18 protein-coding genes are annotated in these 18,524 nt (G+C 72.4%); 3 read left to right on the forward strand and 15 right to left on the reverse strand.

Annotation, left to right across the window (positions count from 1 at the left end):
- The first annotated feature begins 404 nt into the window (after positions 1 to 404).
- From GA0070612_RS24530 to pdxR, 3 genes are all read left to right on the forward strand, one after another.
- Entirely contained in the window at positions 405 to 860 is a 456-nt protein-coding gene (locus GA0070612_RS24530) for a hypothetical protein (RefSeq protein WP_088990064.1), read from the forward strand.
- A gap of 146 nt (positions 861 to 1,006) precedes the next feature.
- Positions 1,007 to 1,915, forward strand: coding sequence for a CDP-diacylglycerol diphosphatase (locus GA0070612_RS24535; RefSeq protein ID WP_231924315.1), 909 nt, complete (start codon positions 1,007 to 1,009; stop codon positions 1,913 to 1,915).
- 74 nt (positions 1,916 to 1,989) lie between these two features.
- Positions 1,990 to 3,501 (forward strand): MocR-like pyridoxine biosynthesis transcription factor PdxR, encoded by a 1,512-nt coding sequence (pdxR, locus tag GA0070612_RS24540; RefSeq protein ID WP_088991735.1) that lies wholly within the window; start codon positions 1,990 to 1,992, stop codon positions 3,499 to 3,501.
- On the opposite strand, the gene GA0070612_RS24545 is transcribed toward pdxR, so the two are convergent.
- The 15 genes from GA0070612_RS24545 to GA0070612_RS24615 form a co-directional block, all read right to left on the reverse strand.
- Complete coding sequence (locus tag GA0070612_RS24545; RefSeq protein ID WP_088990066.1) at positions 3,446 to 4,903, reverse strand: UbiD family decarboxylase; 1,458 nt, start codon at positions 4,901 to 4,903, stop codon at positions 3,446 to 3,448. The two genes, pdxR and GA0070612_RS24545, sit on opposite strands and share 56 nt — an antisense overlap.
- On the reverse strand, positions 4,900 to 5,268 hold the full coding sequence (locus tag GA0070612_RS24550; protein WP_088990067.1) for a chorismate mutase: 369 nt from the start codon (positions 5,266 to 5,268) through the stop codon (positions 4,900 to 4,902). Before GA0070612_RS24550 ends, GA0070612_RS24545 begins: the two co-directional genes overlap by 4 nt.
- Positions 5,265 to 5,612 (reverse strand): AraC family ligand binding domain-containing protein, encoded by a 348-nt coding sequence (locus GA0070612_RS24555; RefSeq protein ID WP_088990068.1) that lies wholly within the window; start codon positions 5,610 to 5,612, stop codon positions 5,265 to 5,267. Before GA0070612_RS24555 ends, GA0070612_RS24550 begins: the two co-directional genes overlap by 4 nt.
- Positions 5,602 to 6,306, reverse strand: a complete 705-nt coding sequence (locus GA0070612_RS24560) for a flavodoxin family protein (RefSeq protein ID WP_088990069.1) — start codon at positions 6,304 to 6,306, stop codon at positions 5,602 to 5,604. Before GA0070612_RS24560 ends, GA0070612_RS24555 begins: the two co-directional genes overlap by 11 nt.
- Before the next feature lie 54 nt (positions 6,307 to 6,360).
- Positions 6,361 to 7,665: a TrpB-like pyridoxal phosphate-dependent enzyme gene (locus tag GA0070612_RS24565; RefSeq protein WP_088990070.1), complete on the reverse strand. Its 1,305-nt coding sequence runs from the start codon at positions 7,663 to 7,665 to the stop codon at positions 6,361 to 6,363.
- 21 nt (positions 7,666 to 7,686) lie between these two features.
- Complete coding sequence (locus GA0070612_RS24570) at positions 7,687 to 8,910, reverse strand: MFS transporter (protein ID WP_231924316.1); 1,224 nt, start codon at positions 8,908 to 8,910, stop codon at positions 7,687 to 7,689.
- Complete coding sequence (locus tag GA0070612_RS24575) at positions 8,907 to 10,133, reverse strand: ATP-grasp domain-containing protein (RefSeq protein WP_088990071.1); 1,227 nt, start codon at positions 10,131 to 10,133, stop codon at positions 8,907 to 8,909. The genes GA0070612_RS24570 and GA0070612_RS24575 overlap by 4 nt, the downstream gene beginning before the upstream one ends.
- On the reverse strand, positions 10,130 to 10,906 hold the full coding sequence (locus GA0070612_RS24580; RefSeq protein WP_088990072.1) for a B3/B4 domain-containing protein: 777 nt from the start codon (positions 10,904 to 10,906) through the stop codon (positions 10,130 to 10,132). The genes GA0070612_RS24575 and GA0070612_RS24580 overlap by 4 nt, the downstream gene beginning before the upstream one ends.
- Positions 10,903 to 12,192, reverse strand: coding sequence for an MFS transporter (locus GA0070612_RS24585; RefSeq protein ID WP_088990073.1), 1,290 nt, complete (start codon positions 12,190 to 12,192; stop codon positions 10,903 to 10,905). Before GA0070612_RS24585 ends, GA0070612_RS24580 begins: the two co-directional genes overlap by 4 nt.
- Entirely contained in the window at positions 12,192 to 13,481 is a 1,290-nt protein-coding gene (locus GA0070612_RS24590) for an amidohydrolase family protein (RefSeq protein WP_231924317.1), read from the reverse strand. The genes GA0070612_RS24585 and GA0070612_RS24590 overlap by 1 nt, the downstream gene beginning before the upstream one ends.
- Positions 13,482 to 13,486: 5 nt before the next feature.
- The gene (locus tag GA0070612_RS24595) at positions 13,487 to 14,164 is read right to left on the reverse strand and encodes a prephenate dehydratase (RefSeq protein ID WP_231924318.1); all 678 of its coding nucleotides are present in this window, start codon (positions 14,162 to 14,164) and stop codon (positions 13,487 to 13,489) included.
- Entirely contained in the window at positions 14,148 to 15,572 is a 1,425-nt protein-coding gene (locus tag GA0070612_RS24600) for a phenylacetate--CoA ligase family protein (RefSeq protein WP_088990076.1), read from the reverse strand. Before GA0070612_RS24600 ends, GA0070612_RS24595 begins: the two co-directional genes overlap by 17 nt.
- Before the next feature lie 61 nt (positions 15,573 to 15,633).
- On the reverse strand, positions 15,634 to 16,344 hold the full coding sequence (locus GA0070612_RS24605) for an SDR family NAD(P)-dependent oxidoreductase (RefSeq protein WP_088990077.1): 711 nt from the start codon (positions 16,342 to 16,344) through the stop codon (positions 15,634 to 15,636).
- Complete coding sequence (locus GA0070612_RS24610; protein WP_088990078.1) at positions 16,341 to 16,949, reverse strand: anthranilate synthase component II; 609 nt, start codon at positions 16,947 to 16,949, stop codon at positions 16,341 to 16,343. Before GA0070612_RS24610 ends, GA0070612_RS24605 begins: the two co-directional genes overlap by 4 nt.
- Positions 16,946 to 18,379: an anthranilate synthase component I family protein gene (locus GA0070612_RS24615; protein WP_231924319.1), complete on the reverse strand. Its 1,434-nt coding sequence runs from the start codon at positions 18,377 to 18,379 to the stop codon at positions 16,946 to 16,948. The genes GA0070612_RS24610 and GA0070612_RS24615 overlap by 4 nt, the downstream gene beginning before the upstream one ends.
- Positions 18,380 to 18,524 lie beyond the last annotated feature (145 nt).

Consider the following 18,524-nt stretch of genomic DNA (forward strand, 5'->3'; position numbering starts at 1 on the left):
CCACCCGAAGCGGGACAACCATGAGAGCCGTCGTCGGGATCCGCTCGCTGGCATCGACCAGGGACCGGAGTGACCGGCCGAGATCAGCCCCGGAGACAGCCAGACATCTGATGTGTTTCGCGAAGGTTACTCCGACGCAACCGAATCGGCAATGGTCGATAGATGATGGGAATGCGCCCTCTGACCCGTCCCGCGGAGCGCCGCCGTCCAGCAGATGGCATCGACCGGGCACTTCCCGGCAATGACAGATCACCAACCGGCCATCGTCGACCGACCAGGTAGGTGGCCATACATCGGATGTACCGCCCGTCGGTCGGATTCCCCCGGCATCCCCGCCGGCCGCAACCTCGACGGGTCGACAGGCGTCTAGCGGGAAACACTTCCAGATTGGACCGGAGGATCCGATGATCTCGACACCGCTACGCGCCCTCGTGCCCGTCGCCGTACTGGCGGGCCTCGCGGCCTGCACGACCCCCTCGACCGCGCCCGAGGCCGGGGCCGGCACCACGTCGCCCGCACCCAGCGCCACGTCCGCCTCCCCGGACACCTCACCGACCCGCACGGCACCGGCGACACCCGACGCCACCCCTGCCGCCTGCCCGGTCAGCGCGGCCACCCTTCAGCGGGTGTCGGGGCTCGGCGACACCCACCGGATCGACCCCGACCAGATCAACTGCGCGCGTCGGTGGGCGACGGCCGGTGTGCGCGCCGTCGACCCGAGCATGCAGGGCGACGGCGTACTGGTCTTCGAGTACGACGACGGCAGATGGAGGAAGCTGGGCGAGGGCAGCGCGATCGAGTGCAGCCCGTTCGGCATCCCGAACGAGATCGGCGACCAGCTCGGCTGCCGCGACCATTGAGCGCGAGGGCCCGGCCGGCCGGGCCCTCGACCGAGCATCGATCCAGCGGCGGACACGTTCAGGGGACGCGGTCTCCGGCCGCCGCGCCGTCTGGTCGGTTCGCCCTAATGTCGACTCGTTCCTGGAGGGCGATCACGGAGGCCACGGTGGGCGCGATACCCAGACGACAGTTCGTCCGGCTCTCCGGGACCGCCGGCGCGACCGGACTCCTGGGCCTGATGGGCGCCGACCGGGCACTGGCCGACGGCGGGCACGCCGACGGAGGTCAGACCCCCGCGCCGCCCCCACCGGAACCCGGCGGCCCCGGCGCCGCCGCCTGCCCCACGCCCTCCCAGCTGTGCGGCTACCCCGCCGACACCGGCGGCCGGTACGACCTGTGGGACCGGGTGCAGGTCTGCGAGGGCACCAGGACCGGCCCACCGTTCCCGCAGTGCCTGCGGACGACACCCACCTACGTGGTCCTCAACGGGGGGTCGGGGTCGAACCACGACTTCCTCCTCGTCCCCAGTTGCCGGATCAGCGGCATCGAGTGCCCGTTCATCACGACCACCAACGCACCGAACTACTGGTTGGAAGCGTGGAACAACGCCCAGCCCGGACAACCCGCCCACGTCGTCTACCCCCACATCGGGCTGGGCATCAACTCGGCCGACCCGACGATCCGGATGCAGGACCAGCTGCACATCCACCTGGCCGGCATCCACTCGGGCATCCAGACGCAACTGAACAACCACGACAGCACGATCACCAACAATCCGGCGCGCTGGCGCAACCAGGTCGTACCCGTCTGGGGCCTGACCAGCACGGGCCAGCCCGCACCCCGCTCGTACCGGGTCCTGCACGTCGCGAACCTGAACGAGAACCTCTTCCGGCTCCTGCTCGACAACGTGGTGCTCCCCACCGGGGCGACGATGGCGGCGCAGATCCTCGCCGTGACACCCCGCCTGGTCGGCAGCGGCGGGTTCTACGTCCTGAACAGTGAACCCGGTCTGCCCGTCCCACCCGGCCAGCCCGGCGGCACCGGCACCGTCGACTTCCTCCTCGCGTACGCGTAACGGGGATCGGCAGGCGTGCACCGGGTCGCGACTAGACTCGGAACCAGCGTCGATCCTGGGGGGTGGGTGCGCAGGTGAGTTCGTCCCAGCTTCTCGTCGCACTGGACCGCGACAGTTCGGTTCCGTTGCAACAACAGCTCTGCGACCAGATCAGCGGGTCCGTGCGCACCGGTCGGCTGCGCCCCGGCGACCCGGTGCCGCCGAGCCGTGAGCTGGCCCACCAGCTCCGGGTCTCCCGGACCGTGGTGACCCGGGCGTACGAGCTGCTACGGGCCAACGGGGTGCTCACCTCACGGCGGGGATCCGGCACCCGGGTCAGCGGCGCGCTGACCGACACCCCACCACCGGCCCAACGCGCCGCCCGCCCGCCCCTGTGGCCCGAGCCTCCGCTGCCCACCGACGCCGGCAGCCCGCTGTGGAAACCCTGGGAACCCGCACCGATGCACCGGCCCGACGGCGCGTACGACTTCCGGCACGGCACCCCGGCGCTGGCCAGCTTCCCGGTGACCCGGTGGCGGCAGTCGCTCGCCGAGGCGGTCAGTCAGGCCGACGCGGTGGCGCTGGGCTACGGCCCGGCCGAGGGCGCCTCATCGTTGCGTACCCAGATCAGCGCCCTGCTACGACGCAGCCGCGCCCTCGACGCCAACCGCGAACACACGGTGGTGACCAGCGGTGCCACCCAGGCCATGGACATCCTGGTCCGGCTGCTCGTCGGCCCGGACGACGTGGTGGTCATCGAGGACCCGAGCCACACCGTGCTGCGGCAGATCTTCGGCTACTCGCGGGCCGCCGTGGTGCCGGTCGGAGTCGACGAGGAGGGCCTGCGGGTCGACGAGATCGACAGCCAGGTCCGCGCACACGGCCACGACCCGTCCCGGGTACGCCTGATCTACGTGACCCCGTCGCACCAGTTCCCGACCGGTTTCATCATGTCCGAGCGGCGGCGACGAGCGCTGCTGCGCTGGGCCCGCGAACACTCCGCCACGGTGCTGGAGGACGACTACCACAACGAGTTCACGTTCGCCGAGGAGCGACTTCCGTCGCTGGCCGCCGACCCGCAGGACGCGGACGTGGTCTACGTCGGCAGCTTCAGCAAGACCCTCTTCCCGTCGCTGCGCATCGGGTACGCGGTGCTGCCACCGCACCTCGTCCGACCGTTCCTCGGCGTCAAGTGGATCACCGACCGGCTGACCCCGACGCTGACCCAGGAGGCACTGGCCGAGTTCATCTCCTCCGGGGCGTACGCCCGGCACATCGGCCGGATGGACCGCCTCTACCGGCAGCGACGCGCCCGGCTGCTGGAGGCGCTCTACGAACACTTCGGCGCGGGTGTGCGCATCTCCGGCACGGCCGCCGGGCTGCACGTGCTGGTGACCCTGGGCGGCGCGCCCGACGCCGACGAGGCGGCGATCGTGCGCGCCGCCGCCGCGCGCAACGTCCGGATCTACCCGGCCTCGGGCTACTTCGTCACCCGACCACCGGCCGAACCGACCTTCCTGATCGGGTACGCGGCGCTGCCCACCGCACGGATCACCGAGGGCGTGGCGCTGCTGGCCGCCGCGGTGCGGGAATCGACGGCTCGGTGAAACGGGGCCGGATGAACCGGGCCCGCTGGGCGTACGGGACGGTGCAGTCGAAGACCGCCTTCGCCGTGCGCCCGTCGGCCGACAGCGACGGCGAGTAGCCGGTGTGCTGGCTCGGGTCGAGGGGGAATCCCTCCCGGTCCGGCAACACGCGCAGGTCCTGATCGGCCTGGAAACGGGTGACCATCGCCCACCACAGGTCCTGGTCGGACTCGATGTCGACGTCGTCGTCCACGCACAGCACCAGCTTGGCCATCCGGAACTGCTCCAGCACCGCCTCGGCGGCGACGCGTACCGCGACGTCGTCCTCCGGGCCGCGCTTCGCCGGCCACTGCAACACCACCATCAGCTGACCGCCACCCGCCGTGTGGCAGTGCGCGGCCAGCGCCGGCGTGCCCCTGCGGCGCAGCACGTCCAGCACCGCGGCCTCCATCCCGAAGCCGAGCAGCACCGACTGCTCGTGCCCCGGCCCGGACACGGCCTGCAGGATCGGGCTCTCCCGGGCGGTGATCGCGGTGACCCGGATCAACGGCAGCGCGGGATGCGCCCGGCCCTGGTAGCCGAGGAACTCCGGGGTGGCGACAGTGCCGTGTCGGCTCTCCGGCGCCCGGTCGGGCAGCAACTCGCCCTCGATGACGTACTCGGCGTGCGCGATGAACTCGGTGTCCACCGTGCGGCACTGCAGCAACTCCACCGGTTGCCCGGCGAGAGCGCCGGCCACCGCCAGCTCGTCGAGGTCGGGTGGGACGAGTGACGTCGGGCAGCAGGAGGAGAGCAGCACCGCCGGGCACAGGCCGAGGTGGACGGCCACCGGCAACGGACTCCCCCGCCGCAACGCGGCCTGGTACGCGAGCTCCAGGTCCCGGCCGGGCACCATCCAGATGGTCAGCGAATCCGGACCCTGGACGCACATCCGGTGCACGGACAGGTTGCGGACCCCGGTGTCCGGGTCGGTGGCGAGCACCGCGCCGAGGGTCAGGTAGGGCCCGGCGTCCTCGTCGGTGAGCACCGGCACCGGCAGCGCGGTCAGGTCCACCGGCAGCGTCTCGCGCGGCCATCGGGACGGGTCGTGCGCGGGCACCGGCGGGCGGGGTGCGGCCACCGCGTCGAGCAGCCGGTGCGGCAGCGCGGCCGGTGTGCAGCCGAGCAGCCCGGCCGCGCGCCGACGGGTGCCGTACAGGCCCATCAGCACCGCTCGGGTCGGACCGTGGTCGGGGCGTACCCGGTCGAAGAGCACCGCCGGGCCGGCGCCGGTGGGCGGGGCGGCGGGCGCACCCGCCCAGCGGGCGTAGTGCGCGGAGACGCCGTACCGGGCCGGTAGTTCGGTGGCGACACGGACCAGCTCACCGGGGAGCGGATCGAGGGTGGCCAGGGCGTGCCGCAGGTCGACCGGTGTTCGGCTCACCGTTCCTCCCCCGCCGACGCGGCGGCGCGGCGGGCCGCCAGCATGTCGAGTTGCATCCGGGTCAGCTCGTCGATGAGGGCACGGTAGGTGCCGACCGCCACCTCCGGCGGCATACCGTTGCCGACGGCCAGGTCGGACACCCGGTCGAGCACCTGCCGCACCCGGTCGGGTGACCGGACGGTCGCCTCGTCCGTCTTGTGCGCGGTCAGCTCCCGCACCACCCGGGTACGCTCGGCCAGCAGGGCGATGATCCGCTGGTCGAGATGGTCGATGACGCCCCGCAGCTCGGTGATCCGGGTCGGGCCGTCGGCGGCACCGGCCGGCGGGGAGCCGGCCGGTGCCGCGAACCAGTGCTGGTCGGTCATGGCTGGGGAACCTGGTCGACCACGAAGACGACGGTGGGCGCGGCGTCGCTGCCCTGGGACCGGTGCTCCTCGTCGTCGGGGATCACGAACCCCATGCCGGGGCGGCACGGCACCGACCGGTCCCGGAAGTGGATGGTGAACTCGCCCTGCAGGACGTAGCCGGTGTGACCGCGCAGGCACCAGTGGTGCTCGTCGAAGCCGGGCGGCAACTCCAGCAGGCGCAGCCGCTGCCCCCCGACGTACGAGATCTTGACGCGTCCCTCGGCACCCGGCTTGTCCCACCTCTCCCACTCGGTGGCCGGGAAGTCGATGCCGACCGGTGCGGCGACCTGCTCAGTGGACATTCTCGATATCTCCTCTGGTCGGGGCGGAATCGTTGCGGCGGGGCCGCGGCACGCGTTCGTTGCGGTCCCGCCGCGGAAGGACCGGATCGCCGTCGACCCGCTGGTGCTGCTTGAGCAGTTGCACCATGTCGAGCATCCGGTGCACCATCCGCTCCAGCGCGTCGACACCCTCGGCGTCGTGCAGGCCGGGAGTGCCGGTGGTGTTGCGCAGCAGGACGGGGAACCCGCTGCCCACCAGGATCATCCGGTTGAGCAGCAGGTTGTTGACGATCTGGTTGTGCACGGAGGAGTCGCTGTACCGTCGCCCAGTGACGATGGTGCCGCCCACCTTGTCCGCCAACGGGCGGGTGAAACGCAGGTAGCCGACGCCCGCGCGCTCGATGAAGACCTGCATGAGGTGGGCCAGGCCGAAGCCGTGCACCGGGGCCGCGTAGATCAGCCCGTCGGCACGTGTCATCTGCTCCACCAGAGCGGGGACGTCGTCGTCCACCTGGCAGGGCACTGTGCGGCTGTTGCAGTCGCCGCACGGGCTGCACGGCGAGATCCGGTGCTCACGTAACTGGATGGTGCGCAGGACGGCGCCCCGCTCGGCGATGAGCCGCCCCGCGTACGCGATGGCGTGGTCGGTGTTGCCCCCGACCCGTTCCGAGCCGTTGATGGCGAGGATGGTCCCTGCTTCGCTGTGCACTGTCACCCCCGGTGCTCGTCGCAGGGGGTGGGCGCCGCACCGCGCCCAGCCCCTGCGAGGTCAGTCCGTCAGCTTCCCGGCGAAGTAGTCGATGTAGGCCTGCATGTCGAAGTGACCGTGCCCGGACAGGGAGAAGACGATCGCCTTCGACTCCCCCGTCTCCCGGCACTGGATCGCCTCGTCCACCGCCACCCGCACCGCGTGGGTGGACTCGGGGGCCGGCACGATGCCCTCGCTGCGGGCGAACAGCACACCCGCCTCGAAGCAGGCCGTCTGCGGCACCGCCCGCGCCTCGATCAGGTCGATCTCTCGCAGCGCGCTCACGATCGGCGCCATGCCGTGGTAGCGCAGCCCACCGGCGTGGATCGCCGGCGGGTGGAAGTCGTGGCCCAGGGTGTGCATCTTGGTCAGCGGGGTGAGCCCGGCGGTGTCGCCGAAGTCGTAGTCGTAGCTGCCCTGGGTCAGCGACGGGCAGGACGCCGGCTCGGCGGCGACGAACCGCACCGCCGGACCACCGCCCCACTGCCGGCGCAGGAACGGCAGGGCCAGCCCGGCGAAGTTGGACCCGCCACCGGCCGCGCCGATCACGATGTCCGGGTAGTCGTCGGCCATCGCCAGCTGGAGCAGCGCCTCCTGGCCGATGATCGTCTGGTGCATCAGCACCAGGTTGAGCACCGAGCCGAGGGCGTACTTGGCGGCGCCGCCGCTGGTCATCGCCGCCTCCACCGCCTCGGAGATGGCCAGGCCGAGGCTGCCGCTGGAGTCCGGGTCGGCGGCGAGCGCCGCCCGGCCCGCCCCGGTGCGGTCGCTCGGGCTCGCGGTGACCGACGCGCCGAACGTCTCCATCAGGCCCCGCCGGTACGGCTTCTGGTCGTAGCTGACCCGCACCATGAAGACCTCGCAGTCGAGGTCGAAGTAGGAACAGGCCATCGACAGCGAGCTGCCCCACTGGCCGGCGCCGGTCTCCGTGGTCAGCCGCCGCACGCCGTCCTGCTTGCTGTAGTACGCCTGCGGGACGGCGGTGTTCGGCTTGTGGCTGCCGGCCGGGCTGACCCCCTCGTACTTGAAGTAGATCCGGGCCGGGGTGCCGAGGGCCTGCTCCAGGCGACGGGCCCGGACCAGCGGGCTGGGTCGCCACTGCCGGTAGATGTCGAGCACCGGGCCGGGAATGTCGATGTCCCGTTCGGTGGAGAACTCCTGTTCGACCATGCCGGTGGCGAAGAGCGGTTCGAGGTCGGCCGGGGTGATGGGCTCCCGGGTGCCGGGGTGCAGCATCGGGGGTAGCCCCTTGGGCAGGTCGGGGACCACGTTGTACCAGGTCGTCGGGATGTCGCTCTCGGGCAGCACGAACTTCGTCGCGGTCATGGCCTCTTCCAGGGGTGGGTGTCAGGAACTGGCGGTGGCCGGCTCGGCAGGGGACGACACGGACCGGGCAGCCGGTCGCATCCGCAGCACTGCGAACGCGACCACGCCGACCACCGGGGTCAGCAGGAGCAGGAGGAGGACGGGCTGGTGCCCACCGGTCTGCCAGACGAAGCCGAGGCCCATCGGCACGACCAGGCGGGCGGAGCTGAGCACGAAACCGTTCAGGGCCATGAAACCGCTGACCCGGTGCTCCTCGACGTGGTCGGCGATGTAGGTGGGCACCACCACCGAGGCGATGATCTCCCCCAGGGTCCAGACCACTGTGGACAGCAGCACGGCGGGCAGCGAGAACGCGAACACCAGCACGGCCATCCCGGTGGACCAGAGCAGGCCCGCGACGACCAGCAGGGTCCGCGTCGAGTACGCCTTCATCCGCTTCTCGATCAGCAGACTGGCGCCGACCACGACCACGCTGTTGATCGTGTAGACCGCCCCGACCACCGCCACCGACGAGTGCAGCACCGTGGTGACCGCGAGCGGAAGCGTGTATTCCAGGCCGATCAGCGGCGCGACGTAACAGAACGAGACGATCACCAGCACCGCCACGTCGAGGTCCCGCAGCAGCCCGGCCCGCCGGGTGCTCGCGGCCGGCGAGGCCACCGGCACGCGCCGGGTGTCCGCCGGTACGAACAACCAGATGGTGGCCGCCGCGACCAGCCCGAGCAGGATGTTCCCGGCGAACATCAGCTGGTAGGAGTAGGCCGCCGCGATCCCGCCGAGCAGCGGGCCGACGCCCATGCCGAGGTTGTTGGCGAGGTAGCTGACCGTGTACGCGAACGGCCGCTGCTCGGGTGCGGTCAGGTCGGCGATCAGCGTGTTCGCCGCCGGGGCGAACATCCCCATCCCGACCAGCGCGACGAAGAGCAGCACCGCGTACGTCCAGGTGGGACCGTCGAGCACTGCGAGACCAAGGTAGCCGACCGCGTTGAGCAGCAGGCTCGTCACCAGCGCCGCGCGTCGGCCGGCTCGACCGCAGACCGGGCCGCTGAGCAGGCTACCGGCGAGCAGGCCGGTGCTGCCCACGGAGATCAGCACACCCGCCTCGCCGGTGCTGAGGTGCCGGCTCTGCACCAGGTAGACGGCGAGCAGCGGGAAGACGAACATGCCGGCCCGGTTGATGAAGGAGGCGTAGACCAGCATCCGCAGCGGGCGCGGCAGGGCCTGGAACCGGCCCAGCCAGCTCACGCGTCACCGACCGGCTCGGTGACCACCTCGAAGGCGTCCCGAATGACCTTGAACCGGGCCCGCACGTCGTCGAAGTCGCGCCCCTCGCACACGTACCAGCCGAGCACGTCGTTGGACGCGGTCGGCGCGGCGAGCACGTCACCCACGCTCTTCCACACGTCCGCGTCGAGCACCGAGTCGAGCCCGCGCAGCTCGTCCGCCGTGGTGATAGCGGTGATCCGCCCGTACCGGTCGGAGCACAGGTATTCGGTGCCGATCTCCGGGCCGAGGGTGGCCGCCGGGACGTGCCCGGGGTCCAGTTCGAGGCGGCACCACTCGCCGGCCAGGTTGATCCCCCGCCCGGCCTGGATGGCGGGGACGATCGAGCCGCCACCCGCCCGGGCGGCCGCCTCTCCGAAGACCAGCCCGCCGTCGTCGCGGAGGAAGAACTCCACGTGCGCCACACCGGTCCGCATGCCGAAGCCGCGCAGCACGGTGGCGCTCGCGGCCACGATGCGCCGCTCCGCCGGGGTCAGGTCGTGCTTGCGGGAGACCGTGCCGCCGGGCTCGTCGCGGAACTCCAGGATCGAGTACGTGTAACGGGACAGCTGGTCGAAGACCACTTCGCCGTCGCGCAGCAGCGAGTCGACGTGGTATTCGACGCCCCGGACGTACTCCTCCACCCGGTAGTCGTGCCGGTCGTCGGCGACCAGCGGCCACACCCGGGCCAGGTCCTCGGCGGAGTCCACCCGGTGGGTGTCGCCGCAGGCCCAACCGGCGTACGGCTTGATCACCACCGGCCAGCCCACCTCGGCGGCGAACTCGGCGACCGCGCCGATCGTCTCGGGTCGGCACGAGCGGGCCACCGGCACGCCCAGCTCGACGGCCCGACGGTGCATGACGTTCTTGTCCCGGAACGTCAGCGCCTGCTCCGGGTCGAGACCCGGGATGCCGTGGTCACGCCGGCAGCGCGCGGCGGTGAGCACGTCGCCCTCGAAGAGCGGGAAGACGCGCTCCACCGGGTGCGCGGCGAGGATCGTGGTGACCGTGGCGCGGACGGCTTCGCAGTCGTCGAGGTCGGCGAAGTAGCAGGGCAGCCCGGCGGCTTCGGCGGCCGGTTGCCCGGTCGGCAGCAACGCGACGGTGGCCACACCCAGCTCGGCGGCGGCGGTGACGACACTGCGGAACTGGGCCGCGTACCGGCCGGCCGCGGGTCGGTAGATCACCAGGATCGCGCGGCTCACGAACGGCTCCCACTGGCGCTGCCGACCGGGCCGGTACGCAGGACGGCGCTGGTCGTCGTGCCGTCGAGCACCGCCTCCTGCCGGGCGCCGTCGGACAATCCGTCGAGGACGGTGGCCAGCCGGCCGAGCGCGTCCACCACCTCCGCCCGGCCGCCGGGGTGGGCCGACTCGACGGTGAGCAGCAGCCGGTGCCGGCCCAGGTCGGTGCGGACCAGGTGGCCCTGCCGCCAGTTCCAGCGCCGCGAGTGGGCCCGCCCGTCGGCGTCGGCGTAGACGACCTCGCCCGGCTCGGGCTGTTCCGGGGCGTCCGGAGCGCCGAGCGGCAGATATGTTTCGGTGCCGTCGGCCGGCCGGACCACGAGGTCGGCGAGGCCGTCGACCGCGCACGAGGCGACCGGCAGGGCAGCGCCGAGCGACACCGCGTTGCAGAGGTCGACCAGGGCGTTGATCCGGGGCAGCCGGTCGCCCTTGGCGACCCGCCGCGCGATGGACTCGGCGGCGCAGGGGAACCGGTTCGGGTTCACCCCCACCGCCCGGTACGCCTCCCGCCACGCGGCGATGCCCGGCAGCTCCGCCACACCCGCCTTGTCCAGGTCGGCCGCGTGCAGCGCGTCCTCGGCGGCGGTGAGGAGCGCCGACACGGCGGGAGGGGCCGGAGCGACATCGACCGCCGGTACGGCGATCACGCCGAGCACGTAGTCCGGCACTGCGGTCAGCACCCGGTCGTCGATGCGCACGGTGAGGGTGTCCACACCGTCGCTGAGCTGGGTCATCGTGATCCTCGTAGGGTTCGGCTCCGATTGTCGGTCCGACCGTACGCAGCGGGGCGACCACCGGGTGTGGCCAATCCGGGGTGATCCGGTGTGGCCAATCCGGCGGTCGGCGGCTGACCGTCGGCACGGCCGACGCGGGTCCGCGCGCCGAGCAGCGTGGTGCCCAACGCCAACACGCAGAGCGCCGCGCCGACCGGCCCGAGCAGGTCCAGGCCGTCCTCGCCACCGTGCCGCAGCAGCCGGTTGCCGAGGAAACCGCCGAGCGCGATGCCTACGAACGTGGCCGACGAGTTGAGCGAGAGCAGCAACGGTCCGGAGGTCGGCGCGACGGTGAAGAGCCGGTGCTGCTGAGCCGGCTGGGTGGCCATCGCGGTGACGCCCCAGGCCGCCATGGCCAGCGCCGCCGGTAGCAGCGCCTGCCGGGTCAGCGGCAGCGTGACCAGCACCAGGGCGAGGCCGGCGACCGACACCAGCAGCACCGGCACGCCGCCCCACCGATCGGTGGCCCGTCCGCCCAGCACGGTCCCGGCGACCGCCGGCACGCCGAAGACCAGCAGCAGCACCGCGAGCACCGTGCCGTCGCCGTCGGTGGCCGGGGCGAGCAACGCCCCGACGTACGTCAGCGCGAGGTATCCGCCGGTCATGAACAACGCGGTGGTGAGCACCGCCAGGCCGACGCGCCCCTCGCGGGCCGGTGCGAGGCGGGCGGCCAGCGACGGGCCGGGCGGCAGCGCCAGCGCCGGCAGGCCGACAGCCACCGCGACCGCGCAGGCCGCGCCGACGGCGGCGAGCAGCCAGAAGGTGGCCCGCCACTGGAGGTCGGCAGCGAGCCAGGTGCCGAACGGCACCCCGGCGACGGTGGCCGCGGAGAGACCGCCGAGCACCACCGCCATGGCCCGGGCACGCCGCTCCGGCGGGGCCAGGGCGGCCGCCGACGCGGTGGCCGCGGGAATGTAGAGCGCGGCGCTGACCGCCGTGACGACCCGGGCCAGCAGCAACAACGGCAGGTCGGGGGCGAGCGCGGAGGCGACGTTGCCCACCGTGAACCCGACCAGCGAGACGACCAGCACGGTACGCCGTTCCAGCCGGCCGGTCAGGGCGCCGAGCAGCGGCGCGGCGACCGCGTACGCGAGGGCGAAGACGGCGCTCACCCACCCGGCCGACGCGACGCTGACCCGCAGGCTGCGGGCCACCTCGGGGAGCACACCGGCGACCACGAACGTGTCGGTGCCGATGGCGAAGGCGCCGACCGCGAGCAGCCCGACGACGGGTACGCCCCGACGCATCACGCCACCCCCGCCGGCTGCCCGGAGCGGTACCGGGCGGCGTCCCCGGCGACCACCCGACCGCCGAGCAGCACCATCTCGATCGCCTCCGGCCGCCCCAGGACGGTGATGTCCTCGGCCGGATCCCCGTCGGTGACCACCAGGTCGGCCAGCCGCCCCGGCTGCACGGTGCCCGCCTCGTCGCCCCGGCCGGCCAGCCGCGCTCCGTTGGCGGTGGCCCAGGTCAGCACCACCGGCGCGGGGATGCCGGCCATCGTCACGTACGTCTCCAGCTCCTCGGCGTAGCGGCCGTGCGGGGTCCAGGCGAACCCGAAGTCGTCGCCGGCCACGATCGGGATGCCCATCCGCACCATCAGCGGCAGGATGCGCAGGGTGTTCTCGACCTCGGCCTCGAACTCCAGGGTCTCCAGGTACTCCGGGGTCTTGCCGTGCCGGACGCCGTCGGTGAGCAGGCGGTGCGGCTGGTGCAGGCTCGGCACCACGAAGATGCCCCGCTCGGCGATCGCCTCCAGGGCGGCATCGTCGGCGTAGGTGGCGTGGTCGATCACGTCGACGCCGGCGGCGATGGCGTTGCGGATGCCGCCCAGGCCCCGCGAGTGCGCCCGGATCCGGACGCCCCGCTCGTGCGCGGCCCGGGCCGCGATCACCAACTCCTCGGCGGTGAACAGCAGCTCGTGGGACCGGCCGTTGGGAAAGGTGTCGTCACCGGTGGAGAAGACCTTGATGATCTCCGCGCCCTGGGCGACCTCGGTGTCGACGTACTCGATCAGCTCTTCCGGGGTGTCGGCCAGCCGCATCAGGTCGCTCGGGATGCGCTGCTTGACCCCCGGGTTGCGGCGCTCCGGCGGGCCGGACACCATCAGGTCCCTGCTGCACGGCGTGATCCGCGGGCCGGGCAGCTTTCCGGCGTCGATCGCCCGGCGCAGCGCCATGTCGATGCCGGACACCGAGCCGGCGCCGACGAAGGCGGTGTAGCCCAGCCGGAGCATGGCGGCGGCGTTGGCGGCGGCGCCGAGGGTGACCTCCGGGATGCTGTACTTGAACAGCATCTCCCGACCGTCGAGCACGTCCAGGTACGCGATGTGGGTGTGGCCGAGCGTCATCCCCGGCATGACCGTCCGACCGTCGAGGTCGAGGACGTCCACGTCCGGGTCGTGCAGCGGGGCCTGCGCCTCGGGCAGCACCGCGACGATGCGCTCGCCGTCGAGCAGCACACTGTGGTGCGGGCGGGAAGCCACCCCCAGTCCCTCCTGGACCGTGGCGCGGTGCAGCAACGTTCGTCGGGACACGACTGTCACTCCGGTTCTCTCGATGTCTGGTCTCCACGGCGGCCGAACAGGGTCCACACGATCTCGGCGCCCGGGCGGCGGGCCACCCACCGCAACGCGTGGCGGTGCACCCCGGGCGCGTTGGTCACCGCGAGGTCGGCGCCGCCGTGGGCGAGGATCTCGGCGGCGTGCTGGGTGGAGTCGGCGTCGACCCACCGCACCTGGCGGTCCCGCAGGGCGGGCGGCGCGAGGTCGTGGTAGATCCGTCGGACCTCCCACAGGGCGGCCACACTGAGCCGACCATCGGCCGGGTCCGGGTCGCGGTCCGGCTGGGCCGCGATGCCGTACTCCGGGGTCGCCTGCGCGAAGTAGGCGTCCAACCGCAGGTCACGGTGCCAGTGGAAGCGGGTGAGCCCCTGGTAGGCGCTCGGCACGAGCGCCTGGTCGACCCGCCGCTCCACCAGCGCGGCGAGCACCGCGTCGAAGGTGTCGGACAGCTCGATGCGCAGCCCGTGCCGCTCGGCGAGGAACGCCGCGGTCAGGTGACTGGACGTCCCGGCCGGGCCGAGGGTGGCCAGCGTGCTGCCGGGCCGGCTCGCCCACCGGTCCACCACGCTGCGCCACCGCCGCCCGTACGCGTCGGCGAGCGGCCCGGGCAGCGCCGGCACCGTCCCGTCCGTGGCCGCCTCACGTGGTGTAGCCACGGTTGCCCGCCATCCGCTGCGCCACCCGGGTCTCGTGGTCCACCTCGACCCGCCGGTCGACGATCCGGGCAGCCTTCCAACTGACGAACGCGCCGGTGCTGACGATGGGGTCCAACCCGTCGGTCAGCTCCACCTCGACCGGCACGCCGAGCGCGGCGGCGGCCCGCTCGCGGACCCCGTCGGCCACCCCGGCGGGGTCGTCGGTGAGGTCCTTGAGCAGCTCCAGCCGGACCGTGAGCCGGTCACCGCCGGCGCTCGGGTCGTGGTCGATCACCACCTGGTACCCGCCCGAGCCGGTGACCCCGGTCAGGACCGCCGTCTCGATCTGCCCGGCGGTGAGACGTCGACCGCCCAGCTCGATGCGGTCCAGGGTGCGGCCGACGATCTGCACCAGGTCGCCGGGCATCTCGCAGGCACAGTCCGACGCCTCGACGATCACCGCGTCGCCGGTGCGGTAGCGGACCAGCGGCTTCACCCCGTCCACGAGCATGGTGACGGTGAGCTCTCCGCTGCCCCGCGAGCCGTACGACGTGCCGGTCTCCGGATCGACCACCTCGATCAGGTAGTTGGTCTGGGAGAGGTGCATCCGCTTGTTGCGGCAGGCGGTGGCGATGACGAACGCCTCCTGCGAGCCGTACAGGATGTTGTAGACGTCCGCCCCCCAGACCGACTCCAGGTTGCGGGCCAGCGCCGGGGTGCACATCTCGCCGGTGACGAAGAGGAGCTTGACGGCGAAGTCCTCGCGCAACCGGTATCCGTAGTGTTCGGCGGCCTTGGCCAGCATCATCGCGACGCCCGGCGTGCAGCAGACGACCTCCAACTCGAGGTCCTTCATCAGCTGCAACGCCTTGGCGAACCCGATCACCGGTGAGTACGGCCAGATCTTCGCGTTCAGCGAACCCACGTTACGGGCGATGTCACCGAGAGTGTCGCCGAAGGAGTGCACCTCGGTCGGGCCCATCAGCCCGATGCGGGGCGGGTGGTCGCCGAAGTGGTGGCGGAAGATCGACGCCCAGGACTCGGTCACGTGAGCGTTGCTGGCCACCACCTCCCGACCGTCGCGGGGGCAGGGCGTCGCGCGGCCGGTCGTGCCCGTCGTCTCATAGAAGAACACCCCGTCGGCCAGCGGCCGGCTGAGCACGTCGAGCATCTCCTGCCGCAGGTGCGTCTTCGTGGTGAAGGGCAGCCGGTCGAGGGTCGCCGGGGTGATCGTCGACAGGTCGACGTCGGCCAGGTGACGGGCGTAGAACGGTGAACCGGTGGACACCTGGTCGAGCACCGTGCGCAGTTGCCGTGCGCGCCAGGCGTCCAGCTCGGCCGGGTCGAGGGTGCGGTCGTAGAACGCCCGGTGCAGGGCCAGGTAGTCGACGGCGAAGTCCGCCGCCGGTCCGGTGGTCGGAAGCCACATGGTCGGATCCTTTCCAGGGATGAGCCGGATGCCGTGCGGTTGTGGCGGGCCGGGACGCAGGTCAGTGCAGACCGCCGTTGACGTCCATCACGGAAGCGGTGACGTAACTGCTCTCCGGACCGGCCAACCAGGCGACCGCCGCGGCGACCTCGGCCGGCGAGCCGAAGCGACCGGCCGGGATCCGGGCCCGGTAGTCGTCGCGACGCTCGACCGGGATCCGGGCGGCCATCGGGGTGTCGACCAGGCCCGGGGCGACCGCGTTGACCCGGATCCGGTGCTCGGCGAGCGCCCGGCCGAGACTGCGGGTCAGCGCGATGCACGCGCCCTTCGACGCCCCGTACGCGGCGTCCGGGCTCCCCGACTGCCCGCTGATCGAGGCGACGTTGACCACCGTGCCGGGGCGACCGGCGGCGATCAACGAGCGGACGAACACCTGGGTGCAGAAGAACGCGGCACCCAGGTTGACGTCGAGCACCTGCGCGTACGTCGTCGGGTCGTAGTCGAGGAAGTCCCGGGCGTGGTAGACGCCGGCGTTGTTGACCAGCACCGTCGGCTGGCCGTACCGCTCGTCGATGCGCGCGAAGAGCTGCTCCACCTGCTCCGGCACGGCCACGTCGGCGACCAGCGAGGCGTACGCCGCCGGGTCCCCGGCCGGGTGGACGTCGACGCCGAGCACCCGGTGCCCGGAGCCGGTCAGGGCGGCCGTCACGGCCCGGCCGATGCCGCCCGCCGCGCCGGTGACCACGGCGAGGGGTGTCGACTCGTCGGTCATGACGACCCCGCCGCCCGTGAACCGGCCACCGGCAGCGCCGTCGCGCTTCGCAGGAAGTTGTCGAACAGCCGCAGCCCGTCCTCGGTGAGCACGCTCTCCGGGTGGAACTGCACCCCCTCGACCGGCAGGCTCACGTGTCGCACCCCCATCACGTAGCCGTCGTCGGACGACCGCGCGGTGACCTCCAGGGCCGGCGGCGCCGGGTCCGCGACGATGAGCGAGTGGTAGCGGGTGACGGTGAGCGGGGCGGACGCCCCGGCGAAGACACCCCGGCCGTCGTGGCGGACCACGCTCGTCTTGCCGTGCATCAGGTGCCGGGCGACGGCGACCGACCCGCCGTAGGCGAGACCGATCGCCTGGTGGCCGAGGCAGACGCCGAGCAGCGGCACCTGGCCGGCGAAGGCGTGCACCAGCTCCACGTGCCCGGACGCGGCGGGGTGGCCGGGCCCGGGGCCGAGCACCACCGCGTCCGGTCGCAGCGCGGCCAGCTCGCCGCTGCTGCGGGAGTGGGAACGGACGACCACGGTCCGTGCGCCGAGGGTGCGCAGGTACTGGTCGATGATGTGGGTGAAACTGTCGTACGCGTCGACGAGCAGAACCTTCACGGCAGCAGCTCCGTACCGGTCAGGGCCCAGAAGGTGGCGCTCATCTTGGCCAGCGTCTCGCGCCACTCGGCGCCCGGGTCGGAGTCGGCCACCACCCCGGCGGAGGCCTGGGTGCGGTAGCGGTGGCCGTCGTGCACGGCGGTGCGGATGCAGAGGGCGAGCACCGCGAACCCGCGTACGTCGACGAGGCCGACCGAGCCGGCGTAGACACCCCGGGGCTCGTCCTCCAGCCCGTCGATGATCTCCATGGCCCGCAGCTTCGGCGCACCGGTCATGGTGCCGGCGGGGAAGGCCGCGCAGATCGCCGCCCAGGTGTCGGCGTCGTCGGCGAGGTGCCCGGAGACGGTGGAGACGAGGTGGTGCACGTACGCGAACGGCTCGACGTCGAACATCGTGTCGACGCTGAGGGTCCCCGGCACGCAGACCCGGCCGATGTCGTTGCGGCAGAGGTCGACGAGCATGACGTGCTCGGCGCGTTCCTTCTCGCTGGCCGTCAGCTCGGCCACCAGCCGGCGGTCGGTCTCCGGGTCGGCGCTGCGGGCCGCGGTGCCGGCGATCGGCCGCATGGACAGCCGGCCCTGTTCGATGCGGAGGAACAGCTCCGGGCTCGCCCCGATGACAGTCCCGCCGGCCCAGGGTGTGAGGTACATGTAGGGCGACGGGTTGCGGTGACGCAGCCGCCGGTAGACCTCCAGCGGGGTGAGGGTGGTCTCCACGTCGATCCGGTGACCGATCTGGATCTGGTAGCTGTCCCCCACCTCGATGTGCCGGAGGCACTGCTCGACCCGGGCGGCGAACGTCTCCTCGTCGACGGTGTCCCGGACCAGGCTCGGCGGTGGGGCGGCCGGCACCTCCCGATCGCCCTTCGGCAGCGCGGCGAGGAGGTCCGGCAACCGGTGGGCCGTGGTGTCCTCCGGCAGGTGCGGGCCGGTGGCGGCGAGGTGCCGCACGGCGCCGGTGCGCAGGTCCCACCAGACGGTGTGCCGGAAGAGGACGAGGGTGCAGCGCGGGATGTCGTCCACCACCCGGTCGACGGAGAGTTCGTCCATGTCCCGCGCGGCCTCGTACGCGAGGGTGGTGAGGAAGCCGAAGGCGAAGCTGTCGGCGGGCGCGGTGGTCCGCACCGCGAACGCCCGTTGCACGGCCCGGATCGCCGCCCACACCTCGGGTGGCCCGGCGACGGACCAGACCCGTTCCCGGGCGCGGTGCCGGACCGGCTCGCCCAGGACCGCGGTGAGCACGGCCGCCAGGGCGTCGCCGAGCGGTCCGTCGGAGATCACCTCACAGCGGTCGGCGATGATCCGCACCTCGGCGAGGGCATCCCAGCCGACGGCTGCCGCGTGGCGGTCCTGGGCCGGGCCGTCCAGGCTTTCGAAGAGATACAGATCGTCCGGAGAACGAACTTCGGCGAGCGCTGTGTAGAGCGACAAAGGATCGATTGGCGACAGTGTGACAGATGTCACGTCTATTGGAATTGAGTTGGTCGACGGTGTGCGCCGCACCGCCACGGAATGCGATCCAATGAGCCGTGTGGCAGTCTTGGTCGACAATGAGGACACTGCGAAACCCCCTCTG

The sequence above is a fragment of the Micromonospora chokoriensis genome (genome assembly GCF_900091505.1).
In the GTDB taxonomy this organism is placed as follows: Bacteria; Actinomycetota; Actinomycetes; order Mycobacteriales; family Micromonosporaceae; genus Micromonospora; species Micromonospora chokoriensis.